18 protein-coding genes are annotated in these 20,512 nt (G+C 74.3%); 9 read left to right on the forward strand and 9 right to left on the reverse strand.

Annotated elements, in window-relative coordinates; genetic code table 11:
- Nucleotides 1–53: 53 nt before the first annotated feature.
- Together AB0D10_RS05735 and AB0D10_RS05740 are read right to left on the reverse strand one after the other, a co-directional pair.
- A complete protein-coding gene (locus AB0D10_RS05735; protein ID WP_360252420.1) occupies nt 54–908 on the reverse strand; it encodes a sterol desaturase family protein in 855 nt (284 codons plus the stop codon).
- 274 nt (nt 909–1,182) lie between these two features.
- Nucleotides 1,183–2,616 (reverse strand): helix-turn-helix transcriptional regulator, encoded by a 1,434-nt coding sequence (locus AB0D10_RS05740; RefSeq protein ID WP_360251855.1) that lies wholly within the window; start codon nt 2,614–2,616, stop codon nt 1,183–1,185.
- Nucleotides 2,617–2,990: 374 nt separating this feature from the next.
- On the opposite strand from AB0D10_RS05740, the gene AB0D10_RS05745 reads away from it, so the two are divergent.
- Nucleotides 2,991–6,200, forward strand: a complete 3,210-nt coding sequence (locus AB0D10_RS05745) for a M28 family peptidase (RefSeq protein ID WP_360251858.1) — start codon at nt 2,991–2,993, stop codon at nt 6,198–6,200.
- Nucleotides 6,201–6,292: 92 nt separating this feature from the next.
- Here AB0D10_RS05745 and AB0D10_RS05750 read toward each other — a convergent pair whose 3' ends face one another.
- Both AB0D10_RS05750 and AB0D10_RS05755 read right to left on the reverse strand, forming a co-directional pair.
- Complete coding sequence (locus AB0D10_RS05750) at nt 6,293–6,937, reverse strand: hypothetical protein (protein ID WP_360251861.1); 645 nt, start codon at nt 6,935–6,937, stop codon at nt 6,293–6,295.
- A gap of 248 nt (nt 6,938–7,185) precedes the next feature.
- Complete coding sequence (locus AB0D10_RS05755; RefSeq protein WP_360251864.1) at nt 7,186–7,833, reverse strand: hypothetical protein; 648 nt, start codon at nt 7,831–7,833, stop codon at nt 7,186–7,188.
- A gap of 188 nt (nt 7,834–8,021) precedes the next feature.
- Between AB0D10_RS05755 and AB0D10_RS05760 the strand changes: the two genes are divergently transcribed.
- The 3 genes from AB0D10_RS05760 to AB0D10_RS05770 all read left to right on the forward strand — a co-directional run bounded on the left by AB0D10_RS05760 (nt 8,022) and on the right by AB0D10_RS05770 (nt 11,889).
- Nucleotides 8,022–9,317, forward strand: a complete 1,296-nt coding sequence (locus AB0D10_RS05760; RefSeq protein ID WP_360251867.1) for a cytochrome P450 — start codon at nt 8,022–8,024, stop codon at nt 9,315–9,317.
- Between the two features lie 55 nt (nt 9,318–9,372).
- Nucleotides 9,373–9,879 carry a carboxymuconolactone decarboxylase family protein gene (locus tag AB0D10_RS05765; protein WP_360252423.1) on the forward strand — a complete coding sequence of 169 codons (507 nt, stop codon included), beginning with the start codon at nt 9,373–9,375 and terminating at the stop codon, nt 9,877–9,879.
- Nucleotides 9,880–10,149: 270 nt separating this feature from the next.
- Nucleotides 10,150–11,889 carry a penicillin-binding transpeptidase domain-containing protein gene (locus AB0D10_RS05770; RefSeq protein ID WP_360251870.1) on the forward strand — a complete coding sequence of 580 codons (1,740 nt, stop codon included), beginning with the start codon at nt 10,150–10,152 and terminating at the stop codon, nt 11,887–11,889.
- A 77-nt stretch (nt 11,890–11,966) separates the two neighbouring features.
- Here the strand turns inward: AB0D10_RS05770 and AB0D10_RS05775 are convergent, their stop codons facing one another.
- The gene (locus AB0D10_RS05775; RefSeq protein ID WP_360251873.1) at nt 11,967–12,527 is read right to left on the reverse strand and encodes a hypothetical protein; all 561 of its coding nucleotides are present in this window, start codon (nt 12,525–12,527) and stop codon (nt 11,967–11,969) included.
- Between the two features lie 155 nt (nt 12,528–12,682).
- Between AB0D10_RS05775 and AB0D10_RS05780 the strand changes: the two genes are divergently transcribed.
- Together AB0D10_RS05780 and AB0D10_RS05785 are read left to right on the forward strand one after the other, a co-directional pair.
- Nucleotides 12,683–13,768, forward strand: coding sequence for a hypothetical protein (locus tag AB0D10_RS05780; protein WP_360251876.1), 1,086 nt, complete (start codon nt 12,683–12,685; stop codon nt 13,766–13,768).
- A gap of 118 nt (nt 13,769–13,886) precedes the next feature.
- Nucleotides 13,887–14,489: a GNAT family N-acetyltransferase gene (locus AB0D10_RS05785; RefSeq protein ID WP_360251879.1), complete on the forward strand. Its 603-nt coding sequence runs from the start codon at nt 13,887–13,889 to the stop codon at nt 14,487–14,489.
- A 126-nt stretch (nt 14,490–14,615) separates the two neighbouring features.
- Here AB0D10_RS05785 and AB0D10_RS05790 read toward each other — a convergent pair whose 3' ends face one another.
- Nucleotides 14,616–15,056, reverse strand: a complete 441-nt coding sequence (locus tag AB0D10_RS05790; RefSeq protein ID WP_360252426.1) for a nitroreductase family deazaflavin-dependent oxidoreductase — start codon at nt 15,054–15,056, stop codon at nt 14,616–14,618.
- A gap of 236 nt (nt 15,057–15,292) precedes the next feature.
- Between AB0D10_RS05790 and AB0D10_RS05795 the strand changes: the two genes are divergently transcribed.
- On the forward strand, nt 15,293–15,976 hold the full coding sequence (locus tag AB0D10_RS05795) for a TetR/AcrR family transcriptional regulator (protein ID WP_360251882.1): 684 nt from the start codon (nt 15,293–15,295) through the stop codon (nt 15,974–15,976).
- 69 nt (nt 15,977–16,045) lie between these two features.
- On the opposite strand, the gene AB0D10_RS05800 is transcribed toward AB0D10_RS05795, so the two are convergent.
- The 3 genes from AB0D10_RS05800 to AB0D10_RS05810 all read right to left on the reverse strand — a co-directional run bounded on the left by AB0D10_RS05800 (nt 16,046) and on the right by AB0D10_RS05810 (nt 18,379).
- Nucleotides 16,046–17,314 carry a DUF6596 domain-containing protein gene (locus AB0D10_RS05800; protein WP_360251885.1) on the reverse strand — a complete coding sequence of 423 codons (1,269 nt, stop codon included), beginning with the start codon at nt 17,312–17,314 and terminating at the stop codon, nt 16,046–16,048.
- On the reverse strand, nt 17,311–17,682 hold the full coding sequence (locus AB0D10_RS05805; RefSeq protein WP_360251888.1) for a YciI family protein: 372 nt from the start codon (nt 17,680–17,682) through the stop codon (nt 17,311–17,313). The genes AB0D10_RS05800 and AB0D10_RS05805 overlap by 4 nt, the downstream gene beginning before the upstream one ends.
- 211 nt (nt 17,683–17,893) lie before the next feature.
- On the reverse strand, nt 17,894–18,379 hold the full coding sequence (locus AB0D10_RS05810; RefSeq protein WP_360251891.1) for a DUF6210 family protein: 486 nt from the start codon (nt 18,377–18,379) through the stop codon (nt 17,894–17,896).
- A gap of 50 nt (nt 18,380–18,429) precedes the next feature.
- Here AB0D10_RS05810 and AB0D10_RS05815 point away from each other — a divergent pair, with 50 nt between their 5' ends.
- Together AB0D10_RS05815 and AB0D10_RS05820 are read left to right on the forward strand one after the other, a co-directional pair.
- Nucleotides 18,430–20,064 carry a hypothetical protein gene (locus AB0D10_RS05815; RefSeq protein ID WP_360251894.1) on the forward strand — a complete coding sequence of 545 codons (1,635 nt, stop codon included), beginning with the start codon at nt 18,430–18,432 and terminating at the stop codon, nt 20,062–20,064.
- An 11-nt stretch (nt 20,065–20,075) separates the two neighbouring features.
- The gene (locus AB0D10_RS05820) at nt 20,076–20,483 is read left to right on the forward strand and encodes an Imm7 family immunity protein (protein ID WP_360251897.1); all 408 of its coding nucleotides are present in this window, start codon (nt 20,076–20,078) and stop codon (nt 20,481–20,483) included.
- Nucleotides 20,484–20,512: the final 29 nt, after the last annotated feature.

Raw genomic sequence — 20,512 nt, forward strand, 5'->3', positions numbered from 1 at the left:
CGGCGTGGCGCCGGGGGCGCGGGCAGAGGACGGACGGCTGCGCGGACGGGAGTTCAGGCCGACTGCTCGCCGGTCTTCACCCGGCGCCAGGGGTGCAGGAGGCTGGCGCCGAGCTCACCGGTCGTGGGGAACGCGGCCGGGTCGGGGAGGCCGACTGCGGTGGGCACCCGGCCGGGCCGCCAGGTGAAGCTCCCGAACACGTGGTCCCACAGCGAGAGGTCGGAGGAGTAGTGGCCGGCTTCGGCCAGGTCGGCGCTGTGGTGCAGGCGGTGGAGTTCGGGGCCGGCCAGGACGTGGGCGAGCGGCCCGAGGTGGACGTCGACGTTCGCGTGGACGAAATACCCCTGCGCAAGAACGAATATTCCGACCACGAACACAGAATCCGCCGAGAATCCGATCACTGCCAGCGAAAGTTGGACCACGGACTGCGCGACGAAGACGTCCAGGAAATGATTCACGCCGTTGTTCGCGACGTTCACCTTCTCCGGAACGTGGTGCACGCCGTGCAGCCGCCAGAGCCACCGGTTGCGGTGCGACCAGCGGTGCACGAGGTAGTCGCCGAGCGATCCGACCAGCAGCGCGAGCGGGATCTCCACCGCGAAGGGCAGCGCCGGGTGCGCCGGGCCGAGCAGCTCCACCAGCGCCGTCACCAGCCCCTGGGCCAGCGCTCCGCCGATCATGCTCAGGACGAAGTACACGCTGTACCAGCCGAGTTCGCGACGCGTCGGGTGCCAGTCGGTCCGGTACGGGATCACCCGCTCCAGCACCGCCAGGTATCCGATGACGGCCACCAGGACGAGCGGGGAGACCCGGTCGGGCGCCCAGTGGAGGCGCAGGGTCGCGACGGCGGTGCACAGCACGCCCAGCAGCAGGAGCGGATGGGCGAGCCGGCGTGCAATGGTGTACAGCACGCGCCCCTCGTTCTTCGCGGACTAACGACTGGAAACGTCTCGACTCTAGCGGGAGCCGATGGTCGGGGCAGTCATTCGACGTGGTAACGCCATGAATGACCCGATCGGCGGACGATACGCGCACGAAGTTGACGCTCGAACGGCGCGAAGGGGGCGCATTTCGCCGCTGGAGCGGGAGTTGCCGCGGCACCGCACCTCCACGCCGCCGGGTGTGGGGCCACGAGCCCCCGCCCGCGGGAACGTCCGGTCGACCCGGTGCGAGCGCCGCCGCTCAGGCCCGGACCAGCTCCGCCAGCCGGTCGGCGGCGCGCGGTTCGCACGCCGCCAGGCGGTCGCGCAGGCCGCGCAGCTCGTACTCGACCAGGGCGGGGAGAGCGGCCCCGGGGGTGGCCTCCAGCGCGGGGGCGAGCAGGTCGACGGCCGCCCGCGGATCGTGCGCGCAGACGTGACAGTCCGCCGCCCGGACCACGAACAGCAGCCGGCTGGCCGGGAGTTGGTCCGGACCGAGCAGGCCGATCGCGGTCTCGGTGGCGCTCAGCGCCCGCCGGGCCAGCCGGGGGTCGTCGCCGGCCGCCGCGAGGTCGCGCAGGGCGGCGGCCGCAGCGGCCTCGACCCGCATCCGCATCGAGGCGATGGAGAGCCAGGGCACGTCGACTTCGTCCTGCGCGCCGATGTGGTCCAGGTGCGCTCTGGCCAAGCCGATCTGACGGACGGTCGACCGTACGTCACCGGTCAGGGCGTGCGCGCGAGCCCGGCTGATCCGGCCCATCGCGCCGGCCCAGTGCCGACCGGGGGCGACCCGGTCGATCTCGCGGGCGTAGCCGAGCGCGGCCTCCGGGTCGCCGTCCAGCCGGGCCAGGATGCTCAGGTCGCTGAGCGTGCCGACCTGGGTGGCCTGGTCCCCGGCGAGCCCGGCCCAGGTGAGCGCGCGGTCGTAGCAGGCCATCGCGGTGGCGTTGCGGCCGTGCTGCATGCGCAGCGCACCGGCCGCGTGGGCGTGCTCGGCGGCCAGCCGGGCGAGCGGACGGCGTTGTCCGGCGGGGGCGTTGGCGAGCCGGGCGAGGACGGCGTGCAGGGTGCGCTCGACGGCGGCCGCGAGGCCCGGCCGGTCACCGGTCTCGCCGGAGCGCAGGCGGGCGGCGAGCAGTCCGGTCAGGGCGTGCGCGGTGACGGCGTCCAGCGGGGCGACGGCGGCCGGGTCGGCGAGTGCCCCGGGGGCGCAGAACTCGGCGTGCAGCCGGGCGAGTTCGGCGGCACCGGGGACGGCGCAGCCCGCGGCGCCGTGCAGCGGGCAGAGCAGGCCGTAGTCCGGCAGCCGGGCCGGGGTGGGGGCGGCCGGGGCCGAGGCCGGACCGGCCGGGGCGGGGCCCGGCAGCGGGGGCCGCAGCAGTGCGGGCGAGAAGGAGTCGAGGGCGCACAGCTCCGCGGTCTCGGCGCGCAGACAGGAGGCAATCAACTCCCCGCCCGCGCTGAGGAGTTCGTCGATCCGATCGGCGACCCTGGGGGTGACCCGGCGGGAGCCGTGCTCGATCTTGCTGACCGCGGTGTGGTCGTAGCCGATCCCGGCGCCGAGCTGTGCCTGGGTCAGGCCGGCCCGGCGCCGCCAGTGCCGCAGCCGGGCGCCGAACTCCTCCCAGGCGCCCCGGCCCTGGCCGGTCGGCGGGGCCGGAGCCCCCGCCGCAGGGACCGCGCGGTTCCGCTCCACGGCTGCCTCCCCGGGTGCGTCGTCGTTCCCGGCCGATCGCGGGGCCCGCCGACGATTCCAGTGGTTGCGACGAATCCGATGACGAGGACGGTGCTCGATGGCCGACGGTACTCGACGGCCACCCCCGCCGTACATGATGTGGTCTCAACCACTGGAAGAAAAGCCCAGCTTGACGCGAAGCGGGGACGCGGGCTTGACGGAATTTGCCAACCCTATGCATCGCCCGCACCAGCCATTGACCCGAGCATGACGCCATGTGAGGGTTCGGGCACCCGAGCGCGGACGGCCCGCACGGCCGTCCCCCCGACGCGGCCTGCGGTGCGCCACCAGCCTTGCCGTCCGCGGTCGAGGACCCCCACATGCGAGGAGCCTCGATGCAACGCAGGATTTCCACAGGTCGGTTGCTCACCACGGCGACCACCCTGACCGTGCTGGCCGGCATGATCGCCGCCACCGCGGGGCCGGCCACCGCCGCGCCCACCCCCTCCCCGGCGCCACCCGGCGCCCTCGCCGCCGCCGTCAACGCGGCCGACGCCGCGGCCGCGGCCGGACTGGACGCCCTGGCCAAGGGCCCCGACGAGACCTACGAGCGCAAGGCCGTCACCCCGTGGGTCGGCGGCCTCTACTCCGTCGCGTACGAGCGCAGCTACCGCGGCCTGCCGGTGGTCGGCGGCGACGCGGTGGTGCTCGCCGACGGACAGGGCAAGGTCCGCGGCCTGCAGTCCGCCGCCCCCGGCCCGGTCGGCGGGTCCGTCACCCCGCAGGTCAGTGCGGCGCACGCGGAGAAGACCGCCCGCACCGGCCTGACCGTCGTGGACAAGGTGGAGTCCAACCGCCTGGTCGTCCGGGTCAAGGGCGGCAACGGCGGGCGGCTCGCCTGGGAGACCGTGCTCGCCGGCAGCAGGGGCAGCGCCCCGAGCCGGCTGCACGTCTTCGTCGACGCCGCGAGCGGCGAGGTCGTCGACAGCTACGACGACGTCCACGCCGGCACCGTCAACAGCAAGTGGAACGGCCCCGCCCCGGTCACCATCAGCACCACCGGCTCGGGCGGCTCCTACTCGCTGCGCGACCCGAACCGGCCGGGCCTGTCCTGTTCCGACTACAGCACCGGACAGGTGTTCTCCAAGTCCGCTGACTCCTGGGGCACCGGCAGCCCGACCAGCAAGGAGACCGGCTGCGGCGACGCGATGTTCGCGGCCCAGAAGGAATGGGACATGCTCCGCGACTGGCTCGGTCGCAACGGGCACAACGGCAACGGCGGCAGCTGGCCGGTGAAGGTCGGACTCAACGACGTCAACGCCTACTGGGACGGCAGCACGATATCCATCGGCCACAGCCAGGCCAACGAGTGGATCGCCTCGATCGACGTGGTCGGCCACGAGTTCGGCCACGGCATCGACCAGTACACCCCGGGCGGCGCCAACAACGAGGCCGGGCTGGGCGAGTCCACCGGCGACATCATGGGCGCGCTCACCGAGGCCTACGCCAACGAGCCCGCGCCGTACGACAGCCCGGACTACACCGTCGGCGAGATGATCAACCTGGTCGGCAGCGGGCCGATCCGCAACATGTACGACCCCTCGCTGGTGAGCAACAACCCCAACTGCTACTCCTCCTCCATCCCGAACACCGAGGAGCACGCGGCCGCCGGACCGCTGAACCACTGGTTCTACCTGCTGGCCGAGGGCTCCAACCCGGGCGGCGGCAAGCCCACCAGCCCGACCTGCAACAACTCCTCGGTCACCGGCATCGGCATCAAGGACGCCGGCCGGGTCTTCTACGGCGGCATGCTGCTCAAGACCAGCGGCATGACGTACAAGCGCTACCGCACCGCCACCCTGACGGCGGCGAAGAGCCTGGACCCGTCCTGCACCTTCTTCAACCGGGCCAAGGCCGCCTGGGACGCGATCAGCGTGCCCGCGCAGAGCGGTGACCCGTCCTGCACGCCGTCCGGCAACAACGACTTCTCGCTGTCGCTCGGCCCGACGTCCGGCTCGGTCCAGCCCGGCGCCTCGACCACGGCGACGGTCGGCACCGCCCTCACCTCGGGCACCGTGCAGTCCGTCGGCCTGAGCGTCTCCGGCGCCCCGTCCGGCGTCACCGCGACGGTCAGCCCCTCGTCCGTGCAGACCGGTTCGTCCGCCACGCTGACGCTGTCGGCCTCCTCGGGCGCCCCGGCCGGGACGTACGTGATCACCGTCACCGGCACCGCCGGCGCGGCCACCCACACCGCCCAGTACACCCTGACCGTCGGCGGCGGGGGCAACCCCGGCGGGCCCGCGCCCGACATCGACGTCGCCAAGGTCCAGGCCCACCTGTCGCAGCTGAACACCATCGCCAACCAGAACGGCGGCAACCGCCGGGCGGGCACCGCCGGGCACAGCCAGTCGGTGGCGTACCTCAAGGCCAAGCTGCAGGCCGCCGGGTACACCGTCAGCGAGCAGACCTGCACCTCCTGCACCTACCAGTCCTCCAACCTCATCGCCGACTGGCCCGGCGGCCCGTCCGACCAGGTCACCATGTTCGGCGCGCACCTGGACAGCGTCGGCGCCGGCCCCGGCATCAACGACAACGGCTCCGGCTCGGCCACCCTGCTGGAGAACGCCCTGGTGCTCGCCCAGCAGAACCCGTCGCTGAGCCGGCACGTCCGGTTCGCCTGGTGGACCGGCGAGGAGCAGGGCCTGCAGGGCTCGCAGTTCTACGTCGGCCGGCTCGGCTCCGCCCAGCGCTCCGCGATCAAGGCGTACTACAACTTCGACATGGTCGGCTCACCCAACGCCGGCTACTTCATCAACAACATCTCCTCCTCGGCCTCCGCGCCGATGAAGGCCTACTGGGACTCGCTCAACCTGCAGCCGGAGGAGAACGTCGAGGGCCAGGGCCGCTCCGACGACTACTCCTTCCAGCAGGCCGGCATCCCGACCTCGGGCTACGCGGCCGGCGCCAGCGACACCAAGACCTCGGCGCAGGCCGCCAAGTGGGGCGGCACCGCGGGCCGTTCCTACGACTCCTGCTACCACCAGTCCTGCGACACCACGGGCAACGTCGACGCCACCGTGCTCAACCGCAGCGCCGACGGCGTGGCCTACACCATCTGGAAGACCTCGGTCGGCGGCACCACGCCCGCCAACGACTTCTCCGTCTCGGTGAACCCGGCCACCGCCACCGTCAACCCCGGTGACACCGCCACGGCGACCGTCGCCACCGCGACCACCTCCGGCTCGGCCCAGACGGTCGACCTGACCGCCTCGGGCGCCCCGGCCGGCGTCACGGTCTCCTTCAGCCCGTCCTCGGTCCAGTCCGGCGGCTCCGCGACGGTCAGCATCGCGACCTCCGCCTCCACCGCGCCCGGCACCTACGGCATCACCCTCACCGGGAGCGGCTCCGCCACCCACAGCACCAGCTTCTCGCTGGTCGTGGGCAACGGGAACCCCGACCCCGGCGGTACCTGGTCGGCCGGCACCACCTACAAGGCCGGCGACACCGTGACCTACAACGGGGTCACCTACGTCTGCCTCCAGGGCCACACCGCCCAGGTCGGCTGGGAGCCGCCGATCGTCCCGGCCCTGTGGCAGCCGGTGTGACCGGAGCGCCCTGACACCACCTGAGGAAAGCCGCTGCGCCGCGGTCCGTCGAGGGGACGGACCGCGGCGCAGCCGTGTGCCGGTGCGGGCGGTCAGCCGGCGTGGAAGGCCACCCGGACACCAGCGTCGACCGGGAGCACCAGTACGTTCCCGGTGTCCCAGGTCCAACGCCGCGGGATCAGGAACATCCGATTTCCGGATTGCGCCAGCAACCGAAGACCCTCGTAGCGGTACCGGAAGTGCGCCCCGGCCTCCGCCTCCGGGAGCGGAGTCTCCCGCACCCCGGGCCAGGCCAACGAGAGCCGCTCCGAAGTGTCGAGCAGGACGGCCGGCCGCAGGTGGAGGTTGTGGGAGAGCAGTTCGGCGTCGGCCTGCCCCTTCTCCTGGGCGTAGTTGCCCACGGCCCAGTACGCGCACAGGGCGATGATCGCCGTCGTGACGCCCAGCGCTGTCCGCTCTCCCGCCGCGGCGAACGTCGCGCCGCTTCCCCGCACGTACAGCAGCCGTGCCAGGAGGGCGAGCAGCAGTGCGCCGCCGATCAGCACCGGTGTGCCCATCGGCCCGGCGTCGATCGTCTCGAAACCCGCCAGCATGCCGAGTACCAGCAGCGTGGTCACCAGCGGAACGGCGCTGAAGCACATCCAGCGCAGCACCCCGGCACCTCCTGTGCCACGGCGGGCGGCGCCGTACGCGAGGGGGAACGCCAGGGCCACCACCAGGACCCCGCTGAGCAGCACCCCGGCGGGCAGGTAGAGGGCTGCGGAACTGCGCAGGAGGAGTTCCTGGGTGGAGAAGCCGATCGTCGCTGCGTCGATGCCGAAGTAGCCGTAGAAGGCATCGGTGTAGGCGTAGCCGAAGAAGAAGAGCAGTGCGGTGACGAAGGTGGTCGGGGCGATCCAACCGGCGAGCTTGGCGATCCAGCCGCTCCACGGATTCGCACCAGGCCGTTCCCCCTCCTCGACTGTCCGGCCCTCCCCGGCAGGGTTCAGGGGGTGCTCCCGCTCGCGGTGCCGGTCCCCCCGCTGCCGCCGCGTGGTGTGCCGCCGCCGGGGCTCGACGATCCACCGCTCGGACCGGGCCCGCCGGTACTGGGCGTCCCCGTACCGGTCGTGCCCGTCCCCGTGCCCGGCGAGGGCGTACCGGCGATGGCTCCCTCGGCCTGGAGGTCCCGGCTCTCCCCGTCGATGGTCACCGTGTAGCAGACCGGCCGGCTCGCCCCGCTCGACGTCGGCAGGGTGAACTCCACCGGTTCGCTGCCGCCGGCGGTCACGGTCACCGTGGCCTGACTCGGAGTGGCGGGCTGGGCGTTGTCCGTGCAGTCGGTGACGTTGCTGATGATGGCCTCGGTCGGGTTGGGCGAGGAGCTCTTCAGTGTGACGACGGCCTTCGTGCCGGAACCGCGCGCACTGGCGGAGACCGAGCCGGCGTTCTGGAACCCGCCCTGGATCTCACGCGCTTTGGTTCGCTGCTCCTCCGGCTGCGGGCTGCCGCTCTGCCCGTTGCCATCCGGCCTGTTGACGGACGGGTCACCACCGCCTCCGCAGGCCGCCAGGGCCGGCACGAGCAGGGCCGCCGCCAGCCACCGGGCCGCTCGTCCGGTGCTGCCGCCTCCGATGTGCCGGGTCCCGGGCATGCGTTCTCCCATCCGCGCAGCGAGCGGGGCCGGTCGGCCCCGCCGCACGGTACCCGTTCGCACACGGCGGGACCGGGCGCCGCGCGGGCCCCGGCCCGGCCCGCCACCCGTCCGGCACAACCTCCCCCGCGTGCGCCGGCATAGAGTCGCAGCCGACGCACCGTCAGCAGCCAGGAAGGATCACCGCCGTGAGCACGGACACCCGCCCGGTACCGGAGCTGGACCCCGAGGCCGTCGAGCAGTGGCGGTCCGAAGGTGCCGAGCTCGTCGAGCTGCTGACCCGGGCGCAGCGCGCCGTCGGCGGCCTCGCCGCGGTCCGGCTCGGTCCGACGCCGACCGTGCTGGTCACCGACCCGGAGGCGGTGCAGCACGTCCTGGGCCGCCACCCGGACCGGTACGTCAAGCGCTCCCACCGCGCCCGGATGCTCGTCGGGGACGGCGTGCTGTCCGCCTCCGGGGACGCCTGGAAACGTCAACGGCGCCTGCTGCAGGCACAGTTCACCGGCCCGGGGATGCGCAGGTACGAGCAGCGGATCGCGGCGGCCGCGCGCCGGACCGCCGACCGCTGGGAGGGGTACCGGCGCAGCGGGGAGGTCTTCGACGTCGGCGAGGAGATGCGCCGCTTCGCCCTGGACACCGTCTGGCGGGCGCTCACCGGGCTGCCGCTGGACGACCGGACCGACCACGAACTCCGCTCGGTGGAACGGGTGGTGGCCGCCATGCCGAAACTGCCGACCGACGCGGCGGACGCCCGCGACGCGGTCGCCGGGGACCTCGCCCGGGTCGACGCGGTGGCGCACGCCGCGATCGAGGCGGCGCGGTCGGCCGGCCCGGACGCGGAGCCGGGGGTGCTCCGGGTCCTGCTGGAGGCGGGCGACCGGTTCCCGGAGTACACCGACACCCTGATCCGCGACGAGCTCGTCACCCTGCTCGTCGCCGGGCACGAGACCACCGCCACCACGCTGACCTGGCTCTTCCTCCTGCTCGACCGCCACCCCGGGGCCCGGACGGCCGACCCGCAGGCGCTGGTGAGCGAGACCCTGCGGCTCTACCCCTCCGCCTGGCTGCTCCCCCGGCACGCCGTCGAGGACGACGTCGTCGCCGGCCACCGCATCACCGCCGGCACGGACGTGCTGGTCTGCCCGTACCTCACCCACCGCGACCCGGCCCTGTGGCCCGACCCCGAGCGCTTCGACCCGGCCCGCTTCGCCCCCGGCTCGGAACGCCCCGGCCACCTCGGCGCCTACGTCCCCTTCGGCCTCGGCGCCCGGGCCTGCCTGGGCACCCAGTTCGCCCTGCGGGAGACCACGGCGCTGCTCGAACTCCTCCTGCCGGCGGGCACGGTGGAGTTCCGCGCCAGGCCGGCGGGCGCCGCCTACAGCATCACCGTGCGGCCGGACGGGCCGACGCCCGCAGTCCTGCGCCGAGGAACGGGTGCGGTCCGCGGTGTCACATCACCGCACCGGGATCCGTCGGACCGGTGACGGCACCCGCCGATCACCCGATCCCGAGAGGACCGCACCGATGACCGACCGAACGATGACCGACCGACCGATCACCGCCGAGATCCCGGCGCGCCCCCGCATGGCGCAGGACCCGGTGCGGCTCGTCCCCGAACTCGCCGAGGTCTCCGCCGCGTTGTTCAGGGCCACCGGCAACCGCTCGGTGCCCCGCGCCACCATCGGCCTGGTCCAGCTGCGGGCCGGTCAGCTCGCCGGGAGCACCTACCTGACCGTCCTGCACACGGGCCTCCTCCGCAAGGCCGACGAGAGCGAGGAGCGGATCACCTCGGTGGCCACCTGGCAGGACTCGCCCTACTTCACCGCCGCCGAGCGGGCCGCGCTCGCCCTGACCGAAGCCGCCCTCCGGCCCGCCGGGCAGGGGGAGCGGGTCGGTGACGCGCTGTACGCCGAGGTCGCCGAGCACTACGACGAGAAGGCCCTGGCCACCCTGATGATCGCCATCGGCCAGGTCAACTTCTTCACGCCCGTCGCCCTGATCGCCAAGCCCGTCCCGGGCCGCGCGTTCACCGACCCCTGGGCCTGACGACCCCGGCAGCCCCGGCAGCCCCGGCAGTCCCGGCAGTCCCGGTGGCCCCGGTGGCCGGTTCCGTTCGGCCCGCCGGGGCCGCTCCGTCCGGCGGGCCGTCCCACTGTCGACCGATCGCCCGCCCCCACATAGGCTGGTCCGCGCCCGAACGGATGACCGACCAACCGTCCGGGCCGCGGGCCGGGACGCCGGAGGGGGCAGGTCCGCGCGAGACGCGGCACCGCGCGTCACCGCGGGGTGCCATCGGGAACACAGGGGGACGAGGACATGCGAGAGGACCGGGAACCCGACGGGTACGCCGGGTACGCCGAGCTCGACGACCACGACGTCGAGTTCGAGGAGGAGGCGCAGGCCCCGCGCCGCTCGGGCGGGCGCCGGGCCGTCCTGGTGGCGGTGGGCGGGGTGTTCGCCGCGCTTCTCGCCGTCGGCGGGTACGGCGCCTACACCATCGTGAACGCCGTCTCGAACGGCAGCGGCTCCCCGGGCGGCAGTGGCGGCCGGGGGTCCGAGACCGCGGCGAAGGCCCCGCAGGAGCCGCCGACCGCCCAGCAGGCCGAGGCGGCGGGGAAGGAATTCCTGGCAGCCTGGGGCCGCGGGGACGTGACCGCCGCCTCCGCGCTGACGGACCGGCCGGAGACCGCGCGCGCCGCGCTGACCGCGTTCCGCGAGAACGTCCCGACGCGCTCGTTCGCGCTGACCGGGACAGGCCCCGCGGCGTCCGGCACGCCGGCCGAGCCGGCCCTCGGCTTCCGGGTGAAGGCCGAGTTCGAGGGCGCGACGGGTGCCTGGGAGTACGACAGCGCGCTCAGCGTGGTCCGGGCCCAGGACGGCCGGGCCGTCGTGCACTGGGTGCCGACCGTGATCCACCCGCAGCTCGGCCCGGGCCGGACGATCGCCGTGAAGGCCCTGCCGGACCCGGTGTCGAAGCCGGCCGACCGCAACGGCAAGCCGCTCGAAGGCTTCCCGTCGCTGAGCGCCGTGCTGCCCCAGATCGCGCCCGCCGACGGCGCGGCCGTCGTCACCGGGCGGGCCGTGACGGTCTCGGGCGGCTCCGGGAAGGAACCCGAGCAGCTGTTCGTGCTGACCCCGCCGAGCGCGCCGCAGGTCAAGCTCACGCTGGACGCCGACCTCCAGCAGGTCGCCGAGGAGGCGGTCAAGCAGCAGTCGGCGGGCGGCAAGCCCGCCTCGCTGGTGGCGGTCCAGCCGAGCACCGGCAACATCCTCGCGATGGCCTACTCGCCGAGCGGGTTCAACCGCGCGGTCGCGGGCGGGCAGCCGCCCGGCTCCACCATGAAGGTGATCACCTCCGCCGCGCTGCTGGAGGCCGGGGTGACCCCGGACACCGTGGTGCCCTGCAAGGACACCACCTACTCCCCGCGCCCCTGGCACAACGACGACCCAGGCGACTTCCCCGCGTACACGCTCACCGACGACTTCACCCACTCCTGCAACACCGGCTTCATCGACAAGGGCCTGGAGAAGCTGCAGCCCGGCACGCTGGCCACGGTGGCCCGCGAGCAGTTCGGCCTCGGCCTGGAGTGGCACATCGGCATCCCGAGCCGGGACGCGACCATCCCGCTGCCGGGCACCAAGGACGAGGCCGCCGCCGCGTACATCGGCCAGGGCCGGGTCCAGGTCAACTCGCTGCTGATGGCCTCGGTCGCGGCCACCGTGCAGAGCGGAACGTTCCGCCAGCCCGTCCTGCGGGAGGACGCCAAGCGCGTGTCGGCGCCCGGGAAGCTGCCCGCCGACGTCGCCCGGAACCTGCGCGCGATGATGGCGAAGACCGCCACCCAGGGCACCGCCCGCGCCCCGATGTCCGGCCTGTCCGGACAGATCGGCGCCAAGACCGGCACCGTCGAGGCCGGCGGCCAGGCCACCAACAGCTGGTTCATCGCCTACCGAGGCGACCTCGCCGTCGCCGCCGAGGTCGAGGGCGGTGGCCACGGCAACAGCGCGGCCGGCGTGGCCGCCGCCCAGGTCCTGAAGGCGGGCGGCAAGGGCTGACGCCCACCCCCGCGTGACCGCGGCCCCGGCGCGACCGCCGGAACCCGTGCTGCGGTCGCGCGGGGCCGACCGCCGGGCTACCGCGCCCCGGATCGCCAGCGGGGTGCCTCGTCGTCCGGGGTGTCCGGGCTGGCGAAGTGGAACGGGACGGACAGGTGCTCGGCCAGGGCCCGGCCGGCCCGCTCGGCGGCCTCGGCGGCGGCGAGGCGTCCGGCGGTGACGCCCTCCCGGTCCAGCCAGTGCCTGCCCGAGGTGGTGGTGACGGTCGCCAGCGACCGTTCCTCCGCCGGGTCCTCGGTGACCGCCATCAGGACGGTGAACCAGTCGTGGACGGTGTCGCCGTCCCAGATCACCTCGATCGCCACGATCCGGCTGCCGGACCCGGCGGCGCGGCGGGCCAGCGACTCCAGGTCGAGCGGGGTGTCCGGCCTGTGGGCGACCCGGTCCCCGTAGTGGTGGTAGCGGTCGCCGGCGATCAGCTGGGCAGTCCCCACGCCGATGCCGTCGGACCGGAAGCCGATGTCGGTGATGACCCGTACGGCACCGAGCAGGGCGTCCTGAAGGACGTACCCGTCGATCTCGTCGCGGATCCCCTGCGGCAGTCCCTCGAACCACGCTTCCCTGGCCGCCTTGTGCATGGCCGTCCCCGGCCCCCTTCCCCACAGCCCCACAGCAGGGCGCCCACGGCAGGGCCCCGCGCCACTGTAGCCGGACCGGAAAACCGCTTGCGCACGCGGAGTTCGGGTGCCACCATCGGCGCCGTGATCACGAGAATCGAGCCCCTCACCCGCTGGTGAGCGCGACCTCCGGGCCCCCGTCGCCCGAACTCCGAACCAGCCTGTACGAGCACGCCGTGCGCCTGCACCGGCTCACACCGGACGGCCCGCTCCCCCGCGACGGGGAGCCGTACCCGGACGACGATCGGCTGCGCCCCAAGGCGCCCGAGGACCGGCGGCGGGCGGGCGTCCCGGTCGCCCGCGTGCTGGACGAGCAGTTCGCGAAGCCGTCCGGGCCTCGGCCGCTGGCCGACGCCGTCCGGGACCTCTACGTCCCGATCCATCCCGACGACGACATCGCCGCAGCCGCCCGCCGGACCGACGCCGGACGCGTCCGGCGCACGGGGCGGTGGCTGGTACGCCACGGGACGGACGAGAGCACCGTCACCGTCGGGCTCGCCCTGCTCGCCGAGGCCGGCACGCCGGACGACGCCCCACTGATCCGGACCATCGGACTGCTCTCCAACACCTTCGGCCCGCTCGCGGCCCGCGCCCTCGAACGCCTCGACGGCGGTACCGAGCAGCTGCTCTGGCTGGCCGACCGGGTCGCCAACTGGGGACGGGTCTACGTCGTCGAGGCGCTCTGCCGGCTCGACGACCCGGCCGCCCGCCGCTGGCTGCTGCGCAAGGCGATCGACGGCGACTTCCTCAACGGCTACGTCGCCGGCAAGGTCGCCACCGCGGCCCGACTGCACGAAGCGGTCACGGAGTTGGGGCGGGATGTCGAACTGCTCGACCACACCGGACGCCTCCTGTCGATGCTGACGCACAGCTCGGGCATGGGGATGACCCTGCGCCACTACCCGCACGCCGCAACCGTCCTGACAGCCCACGCCCGTCACGTCGGCGGCGCGTCGCCGACCGTGCGGCGCTTCGGCGTCGTGGCCACGCTGGCACTGCACCTGGCCACCGAACCGGTCGAGGACTCCGGCTGCACCGAGGCCCGGCGCGACGCGGTCCTCGCCTCCTACCTCGCGCTCCTCGACCGCGAGGACTGGTGCGGGACGGCCCGCGCCGCCCTGGCCGCGGGCGACGACTGGCTCCACTGGTTCGCAGGCCACAGCGCGTCCCGGTTGCCCCTGCGGGCCTTCGAGGGCTGGTGAACGGCCACCGACGACCCCGGGGAGGAGAACCGATGACACGGACGACCCGCACGCAGTCGGCGGCGGAGGCGGTGCGCCCACCCGGCGAACTCCACGCCGCCCGGCCGGAGCTGCGACCGTGACCGCGGCCGTGACCGCGGCCGGCGGAACGCCGCTGCCCGCCGCCGCACTCCGCCCGGCCCCCGCACTGGTCGACCCGACCGCCCGGCTGCGGACGCCCTTCCTGGCGGCGGTGGCCGAATACCGGGCCGACCCCGGCCGCCCCGTCCCCTGGTTCGTCACCGACGTCGACCCGCCGGCGCTGACCGACGCCGCCGCCTTCGACGCGTACGTCACCCGGCTGCTCGCCGAGCGCACCGAGGCGGGCGCACGCCCGGACGCGGCCGTGCCGATGACGACGCTGTGGTGGGCCGACGGCGACGACCTGCTCGGCAGGATCGCGGTCCGGCACCGCCTGACCCCGCGACTGGCGCGGATCGGCGGGCACATCGGCTACGACGTGCGGCCGGGCGCCCGACGCCGGGGGCACGCGACCGCGATGCTCGCCGCCGCCCTGCCGGTCGCCGCCGCCCTGCCGGTCGCCGCCGCGCTCGGCATCGCGGAGGCGCTGCTGACCTGCGACGAGACGAACACCGCGTCCCGGCAGGTGATCGAGGCCAACGGGGGCCGGCTCACCGGCTCGGACGCCGGCAAGCTCCGCTACCTGCTGCCGACGGCCTGAGGGCGCTCGGCCGCGCCCGGAACGGCCGGCAGTCGGCCGTCGGTCGCCGGCAGTCGGTCGCCGGCAGTCGGTCGCCGGCAGTCGGTCACCGGTCGCCGGTCGCCGGTCGCCGGTCGAGTGGCCCGTTCAGTGGCGAGTGAGCCGGAAGACCGGGTATCCGGGGGCGACCCGGAGCAGGTCCTCGGCCGGGGCGTCCGGGCCGATCCCGTCGAAGAAGTAGCCGACCTCCCACTTCCAGTGGCGCAGGTAGGCGCGCAGCACCTCCGGCTTGTCGGCGTCCGGGAGTTCGACGGCGTGGAAGGCCTCGGTGCGGCGCCCGACGCGCAGTTCGCCGGTGCCGGCGACCCGGAGGTTGCGGACCCACTGGGTGTGGCCGCGCGGGGCGACCAGGTAGCGCTCACCGTCGTGGGTGAGCAGGTTGACCGGGTTGGTGCGCCACTCACCGCTCTTGCGGCCGCGCACGGCGAGCACCCGGGACCCCCAGAGGCTGATGCCGGCCCGGGTGAGCGCGGCGACCGCGTCGTTGAGCAGCCGGAGGGCGACGGCGCCGAGGCGGGTGGTCGGCATCACCACCCGGGTGGCGGGGTCGGCCGGCTGCCGCTTCTTCTCCGGGTTCTCGTTCCGGGTCATCGGTGTCCCTCGATTCCGTGAGGCTGTGCGATTCCGTGAGGCGCGCGACTGCTGATCCTTTTCGAGAGCACTGCTCTCGCTTCGACGCCTCCAGCATGACACCGGCGGGCGATCCGGGCAAGAGCAGTGCTCTCACTTGTGTGCACCGATCCACCCTGTGGCAGGCTGTCCCCATGCCAGCGATCCGGACCGCCCGCGAACGGGCCCGCGAGGAACTCACCCGCGAGATCAAGCAGGAAGCGCGCCGCCAACTCGCCTCCGTCGGCGCCCAGCAGCTGTCGCTCCGGGCCGTCGCCCGCGAGCTGGGCATGGCCTCCTCCGCGCTGTACCGCTACTTCGCCGGTCGGGACGAGCTGCTCACCGCGCTGATCATCGACGCCTACGACGAACTCGGCGACGTCGCCGACCGCACCCTGGCCGGGGCCGCGCAGGACACCCCGCGCGACCGCTGGTGCGCCCTGTGGACCGCCACCCGCGACTGGGCCCGCGCCAACCCGCACGAGTTCGCCCTGGTCTACGGCACCCCCGTACCCGGCTACTCCGCGCCCCGCGCCACCGTCGAACCCGCCGCCCGACTGCCCCTCGCCCTGCTCGGCGTCGTCCGTGACGCCCCCCTGCGGCCCACCCCGCCCGGCCCCCCGCCACGGGGCGCCCTGCCCGGCCAGCTCAGCGCGCTCGCCGCCGCCCTCGCCCCCGGCCTCCCCCCGCACGTCCTCGCCCGCGCCGTGTCGGCCTGGGTCCAGCTCGTCGGCCTGATCGGCTTCGAACTCCACGGCCACCTGGTCGGCTCGCTCGACCCGGCAGGCGACCTGTTCGCCTGGACCGCCGAGCAGACCGCCGACGCCCTCGGCCTCTGACACCCGCCGGCGCCGCCGGCACCCGCCCGGACCGCGACCACGGACCCGGCCCGGCCACGGGCGCAGGCCTCAGCACGGCCGCACCCGCCCCGCCCGGCCCTCCAGGTACCGCTGCTCGGCGAGACTGGGCGTGGCCCGGGCGGCACGACGGTAGTGCTCGTACGCCCCGGCCGGGTCGCCGCCCTTCTCCAACAGGTGCGCCCGGACCGACAGCAGCCGGTGGTGCCCGGCCATCCGGGCGTCCGCATCCAGGGTCGCCAGGAGCGCCAGCCCGGCCTGCGGGCCCTCGACCTCGGCCAGTGCGACGGCCCGGTTCAGGGTGACCACCGGATTGGGCGCGACCCGCTCCAGGATCAGGTAGAGCCCGTGCACCTGCCGCCAGTCGGTGTCCCCGGCGGAGGCCGCGTCGGCATGCGTGGCCGCGATCGCGGCCTGCAGCCGGTACGGCCCCAGCGACGGCACGGCCAGCGCCTCCTTGACCAGCGCGGTGCCCTCGTCGATCAGCGCGCGGTCCCACGCCGTACGGTCCTGCTCCTCCAGCGGGACCAGGTCACCGGCGGCCGTCGTCCGGGCCGGCCGACGGGCGTGGGCCAGCAGCATCAGCGCGAGCAGCCCGGCCACCTCGCCGTCCCCGGGCAGCTGCGCGTACACCGACCGGGTCAGCCGGATCGCCTCGCGCGCGAGGTCGGCGCGGTCCAGCTCGCCGCCCGACGACGCGGTGTACCCCTCGTTGAAGATCAGGTAGAGCACGTGCAGGACGACCCGCAGCCGCTCCTCGCGGTCGGCGTCCCCGGGCAGGACGAACGAACTGCCCGCGGCCCTGATCCGCTGCTTGGCCCGGCTGATCCGGGCCGCCACCGTCGCCTCCGGCACCAGGAAGGCGCGGGCGATCTCCGCCGTGGTCAGCCCGCCGACCGCCCGCAGCGTCAGGGCGGTCTGCGAGGCGGCGGTCAGCGCCGGGTGGCAGCACAGGAACAGCAGCAGGAGCGTGTCGTCGGTGTCCGGCACCTCCCCCGGCACCACCTCGGCGGCTGCCGTCGCCGACTCCCGCTCGCGCCGCGCGCGGTCGCTGCGCACCTGGTCGACCAGCCGCCGGGAGGCGACCGTCACCAGCCAGCCCCGCGGATTGCCCGGCACCCCCTCGGACGGCCACTGCACGGCGGCGGCGAGGACCGCTTCCTGGACCGCGTCCTCGCACCCCTCGAACCGGCCGTACTTCCGTACCAGCGTGCCGAGGACCTGCGGCGTGAGCCCACGCAGCAGGTCCTCGATGCCCGGTCCTCGCCCTGGTGCCGACGGGGTAGGTGGTGGTGCCGGTGGTGGTGTCGGTGCTGTCATGCCTCCAAGTTTCCGTCGGAGAACATCACCTGTCGCACCTCGACACCCAGGCCCTCGATCCGGGTGTCCGGGATCCGGGCCGCCAGCGCGACCGCCCGGTCCTTGTCCTCGCAGTCGATCAGGTAGAAGCCGCCCAGGAACTCCTTCGCCTCCAGGAACGGCCCGTCGGTCACCACCGGCTGCCCGTTGCGGACCGTCACCACGGCGGCCTGCGACGGATCGACCAGCGCCTGCGTCAGGATCAGCTCACCCGACTCCTTCAACTCCTCGATGAACCGGCCGTGCCCGACGCCGATCGCCTCCTTCTCCTCGTCGGTCAGCGCGTCCAGCACGGCCGGGTTGATGTGCAGGCTGATCAGGAACTTCATCTCGTGACTCCCTCGGGTGTACGGGCCTCGGCAGGGCCCTCCGGACCGTGGTCGGAGCCGACGCCGCAGTCTTGACGTCCTCCTTGACGTCCTCCGTCGGAGAGCCCTGCACGGATTCTCCCGCGGCCGGCCGGGAGCGCCCCGGCGGGCCCCGACACGTCGCCGCCCGTGAACTCGCCCCCGCCGTAGGAGCGTTCCCGCAACGGTCCGGTCAGTCGGAGTTCTCCCAGACCAGGACGCCCGGGCCGTCGGGAGTGACCACCGGGACCCAGGCCTCGGCCAGCTCCGCGAGCCTGGACTCGTCCAGCACGAGGGAGGGCGGGTACAGCTCGTCGTACCGATCCGCACCGTAGATGCCCAAGTCGTCCACGAGGGAGCGCAGTCGGGCCAGCTCGTCGGGCTGCCACATCCGGCCGCGGGTGCCGTAACCCTTCAGCTCGCCGACGAAGAACGCCTTCAGGTCCGTGTCCAGGTCCGTCCCGTAGTGCGGGGACAGGTAACCCTCCTGCTCGTACTGCGCGCAGGCGTAGCCCCCGCACTGGGTCCGGTAGACGACACCCGTGGGCGCCGCCACGATGACGAACACCCAGCCCCCGCCGCAGCCGTCGGGGTCGAGGTAGACGTGACGTTTCGGAGGGCCGCTCCGGCTCGGGTCCGTCATCGGGTCAGCCGTCCCGTCCGTCGTCCGGTCCGTCATCGGGTCACTCTCCGGTGTGAGTCGGTGCCGGTCACTGAAAGAATGCCCCAATGCCTTCCTCCTCCCGTACGGATTCCGCTCCTTCGGGCTCCCCGCTGGTCGAAGCCCGGCTGCGCGGCGTCGCTGCCAACCCCGGCGCGCCGTCCGGGGTCCTCCTGCGCCTGCTGGACCCGTCGGCACGCCCGGCGTGGCCGACCCTGTGCGAAGGGCGCGCCCTTCCGGCGGAGGTCGTCGAGGCGGTGCTCGCCCACCCGGACCGCGCGGTGCGCGGCGCGTTCGCCCGCAACCGGTACGTGCCGCCCGAGCAGCGCGGCCGGCTGGTCGACGACCCCGACGCCCTTGTCCGGGCCCGGCTGGCGGGCGGACCGCGTCCACGCTTCGGCACCGTCGAAGCGCTGCCCCACGACGTGCTGGAAACCCTGATGACCGCGCGGGACGGCGAGCACCCGGACGGGCTGCTGACCGCCGCCGAGATCGCCTCCGAGCTGGACTTCTCCCAGCAGATCCCGAACGAGTTCCACCGCCGGATGCTCCACCACCCGAACCCCGGGCTGCGGGCGAAGGCCGCGGGCCAGTGGCTGTGGCTCACCGCCGCGCAGCGCGAGGCACTGCTCGCCGACCCCGAGCCCGCGGTGGCCGAGGCGGCGCGGCGGCACAGGCGGCACCTGGACCCGGCGGCGATGGAGACCGACCTGCCGGAGCAGGACTGCCACGCCCGGAACCTCCTGCTGATCAACTACGCCGTCTCCCCCGCCGTGGCGCAGCGCTGCCTCACGGACGGCCGCGACCTGTCGTCGCTGGCCCGGAACCCGCACACGCCCCGCGAGTTCCTCGCCCGCCTCGCCCGCGACCCCGACCCTGACGTGCGCGAACGCGTCGCCGCCCGGGCCGACGCGGACCCGGCCCTGCTCGCCGAACTGGCCCGGGACCCGGTGGCGGCCGTACGGACCCGGGCCCTGCTGCACCCCCTCCCCCGCACCCGGCCGGAACAGCGGGCCATCGACCGGATCATCGGACTGCCGGCCGAACGGGTCGGCCCCGTCGGCGAGATGTTCGTCGAACCGGAGCCGGGCTGGTACGAGGCGTGCGCGTCCTCCCCGGAGCCCGTCCTGCGCCGGGTCGCCGCGACCTGCTCCCGGCTGCCGCGGGAAGTGGTGCAGCGCCTGGCCGAGGACCCGGACGAGGACGTGCGGCACATCCTCGCCTACAACCACCCGCTGGCCCCGCCCGCGATCGTCCTCGACGCCTTCCTCGCCACGCCCGGACAGCGCCCCTACCTGCTCACCCTGGCCCGGCTCCCCCGCACCGGGCTGGCCCCCCTCCTCGACCACGAGGACCCGGAGGTGCGCGCCCTGGCCGCCGCCGACACCGGCCTCGCGGGGCCACCCGTCCGGGAACTGACCGACCCGGATCCGCGGGTCCGACGGGCCGCGGCGGCGAACCCGCTGCTGCCCCTCGACCTGCTCGAACGCCTCCTGTCCTCCCCGCCCCTCCCGGACGGATCGCCGCCGTCCTCGGTCTCGGCCTCGACGCCGACCTCGATCCCCGCCCCGGTCTCCGCCGACCCGGCCCTCGTCGAGGGCGCGGCCGCCAACCCGGCCCTGTCCGCCGAACGCCTCCACGCCCTGCTGGACGGCAGCGGGCTGCCCACCGGCGGGAGCCGGCCGGTGGACACCGATCGGTAGGCTCCGGTGCCATGTTCGAGTACCACGGGTGGATCAACGTCCTGGAAACCGCCGAAGCCGAGGACGACGACATCCGCGTCGTCGAAGCCCGACTGCGGGAGATCGCGGACGGCATCCAGCGGCGGATCGACGACCTCGCCTCCCCGTACCTGCTCGACCTGCGGTGGATGAACGGGTCGCTCTTCCTCCACCTCGGCGGCCAGCCGAACCACCCAGCCCCGTCGCTCCTCGACCTCTTCCGCGAGGTCGGCGAGCGCGCACCCGGCTCGTACGGCCTGCTGCACGTGCGCGATGACGAGGACGGCGCGCACGGGAACGACGTCCGGGTCCTCCGGATGGTCCGGGGCCGGGTCACCGAGCACACCGAGGCGCTGCTGTCGCCGTGCGTCCCGGTGCTGGAGGACCCCTTCGCGGGCTGAGCTCACGCCGGTCCCGGCCGGCGGACCGC

The sequence above is a fragment of the Kitasatospora sp. NPDC048545 genome (assembly GCF_040651155.1).
In the GTDB taxonomy this organism is placed as follows: Bacteria; Actinomycetota; Actinomycetes; order Streptomycetales; family Streptomycetaceae; genus Kitasatospora.

Bases quoted from the DNA above. Each gene is read 5' to 3' on its own strand.
- AB0D10_RS05770 (WP_360251870.1), top strand. From the start codon at position 10,150: ATGCGAGAGGACCGGGAACCCGACGGGTACGCCGGGTACGCCGAGCTC.
- AB0D10_RS05790 (WP_360252426.1), bottom strand. From the start codon at position 15,056: ATGCCGACCACCCGCCTCGGCGCCGTCGCCCTCCGGCTGCTCAACGAC.
- AB0D10_RS05765 (WP_360252423.1), top strand. From the start codon at position 9,373: ATGACCGACCGACCGATCACCGCCGAGATCCCGGCGCGCCCCCGCATG.
- AB0D10_RS05810 (WP_360251891.1), bottom strand. From the start codon at position 18,379: ATGACGGACCGGACGACGGACGGGACGGCTGACCCGATGACGGACCCG.
- AB0D10_RS05755 (WP_360251864.1), bottom strand. From the start codon at position 7,833: ATGCCCGGGACCCGGCACATCGGAGGCGGCAGCACCGGACGAGCGGCC.
- AB0D10_RS05795 (WP_360251882.1), top strand. From the start codon at position 15,293: ATGCCAGCGATCCGGACCGCCCGCGAACGGGCCCGCGAGGAACTCACC.
- AB0D10_RS05820 (WP_360251897.1), top strand. From the start codon at position 20,076: ATGTTCGAGTACCACGGGTGGATCAACGTCCTGGAAACCGCCGAAGCC.
- AB0D10_RS05805 (WP_360251888.1), bottom strand. From the start codon at position 17,682: ATGAAGTTCCTGATCAGCCTGCACATCAACCCGGCCGTGCTGGACGCG.
- AB0D10_RS05815 (WP_360251894.1), top strand. From the start codon at position 18,430: ATGCCTTCCTCCTCCCGTACGGATTCCGCTCCTTCGGGCTCCCCGCTG.
- AB0D10_RS05745 (WP_360251858.1), top strand. From the start codon at position 2,991: ATGCAACGCAGGATTTCCACAGGTCGGTTGCTCACCACGGCGACCACC.
- AB0D10_RS05800 (WP_360251885.1), bottom strand. From the start codon at position 17,314: ATGACAGCACCGACACCACCACCGGCACCACCACCTACCCCGTCGGCA.
- AB0D10_RS05775 (WP_360251873.1), bottom strand. From the start codon at position 12,527: ATGCACAAGGCGGCCAGGGAAGCGTGGTTCGAGGGACTGCCGCAGGGG.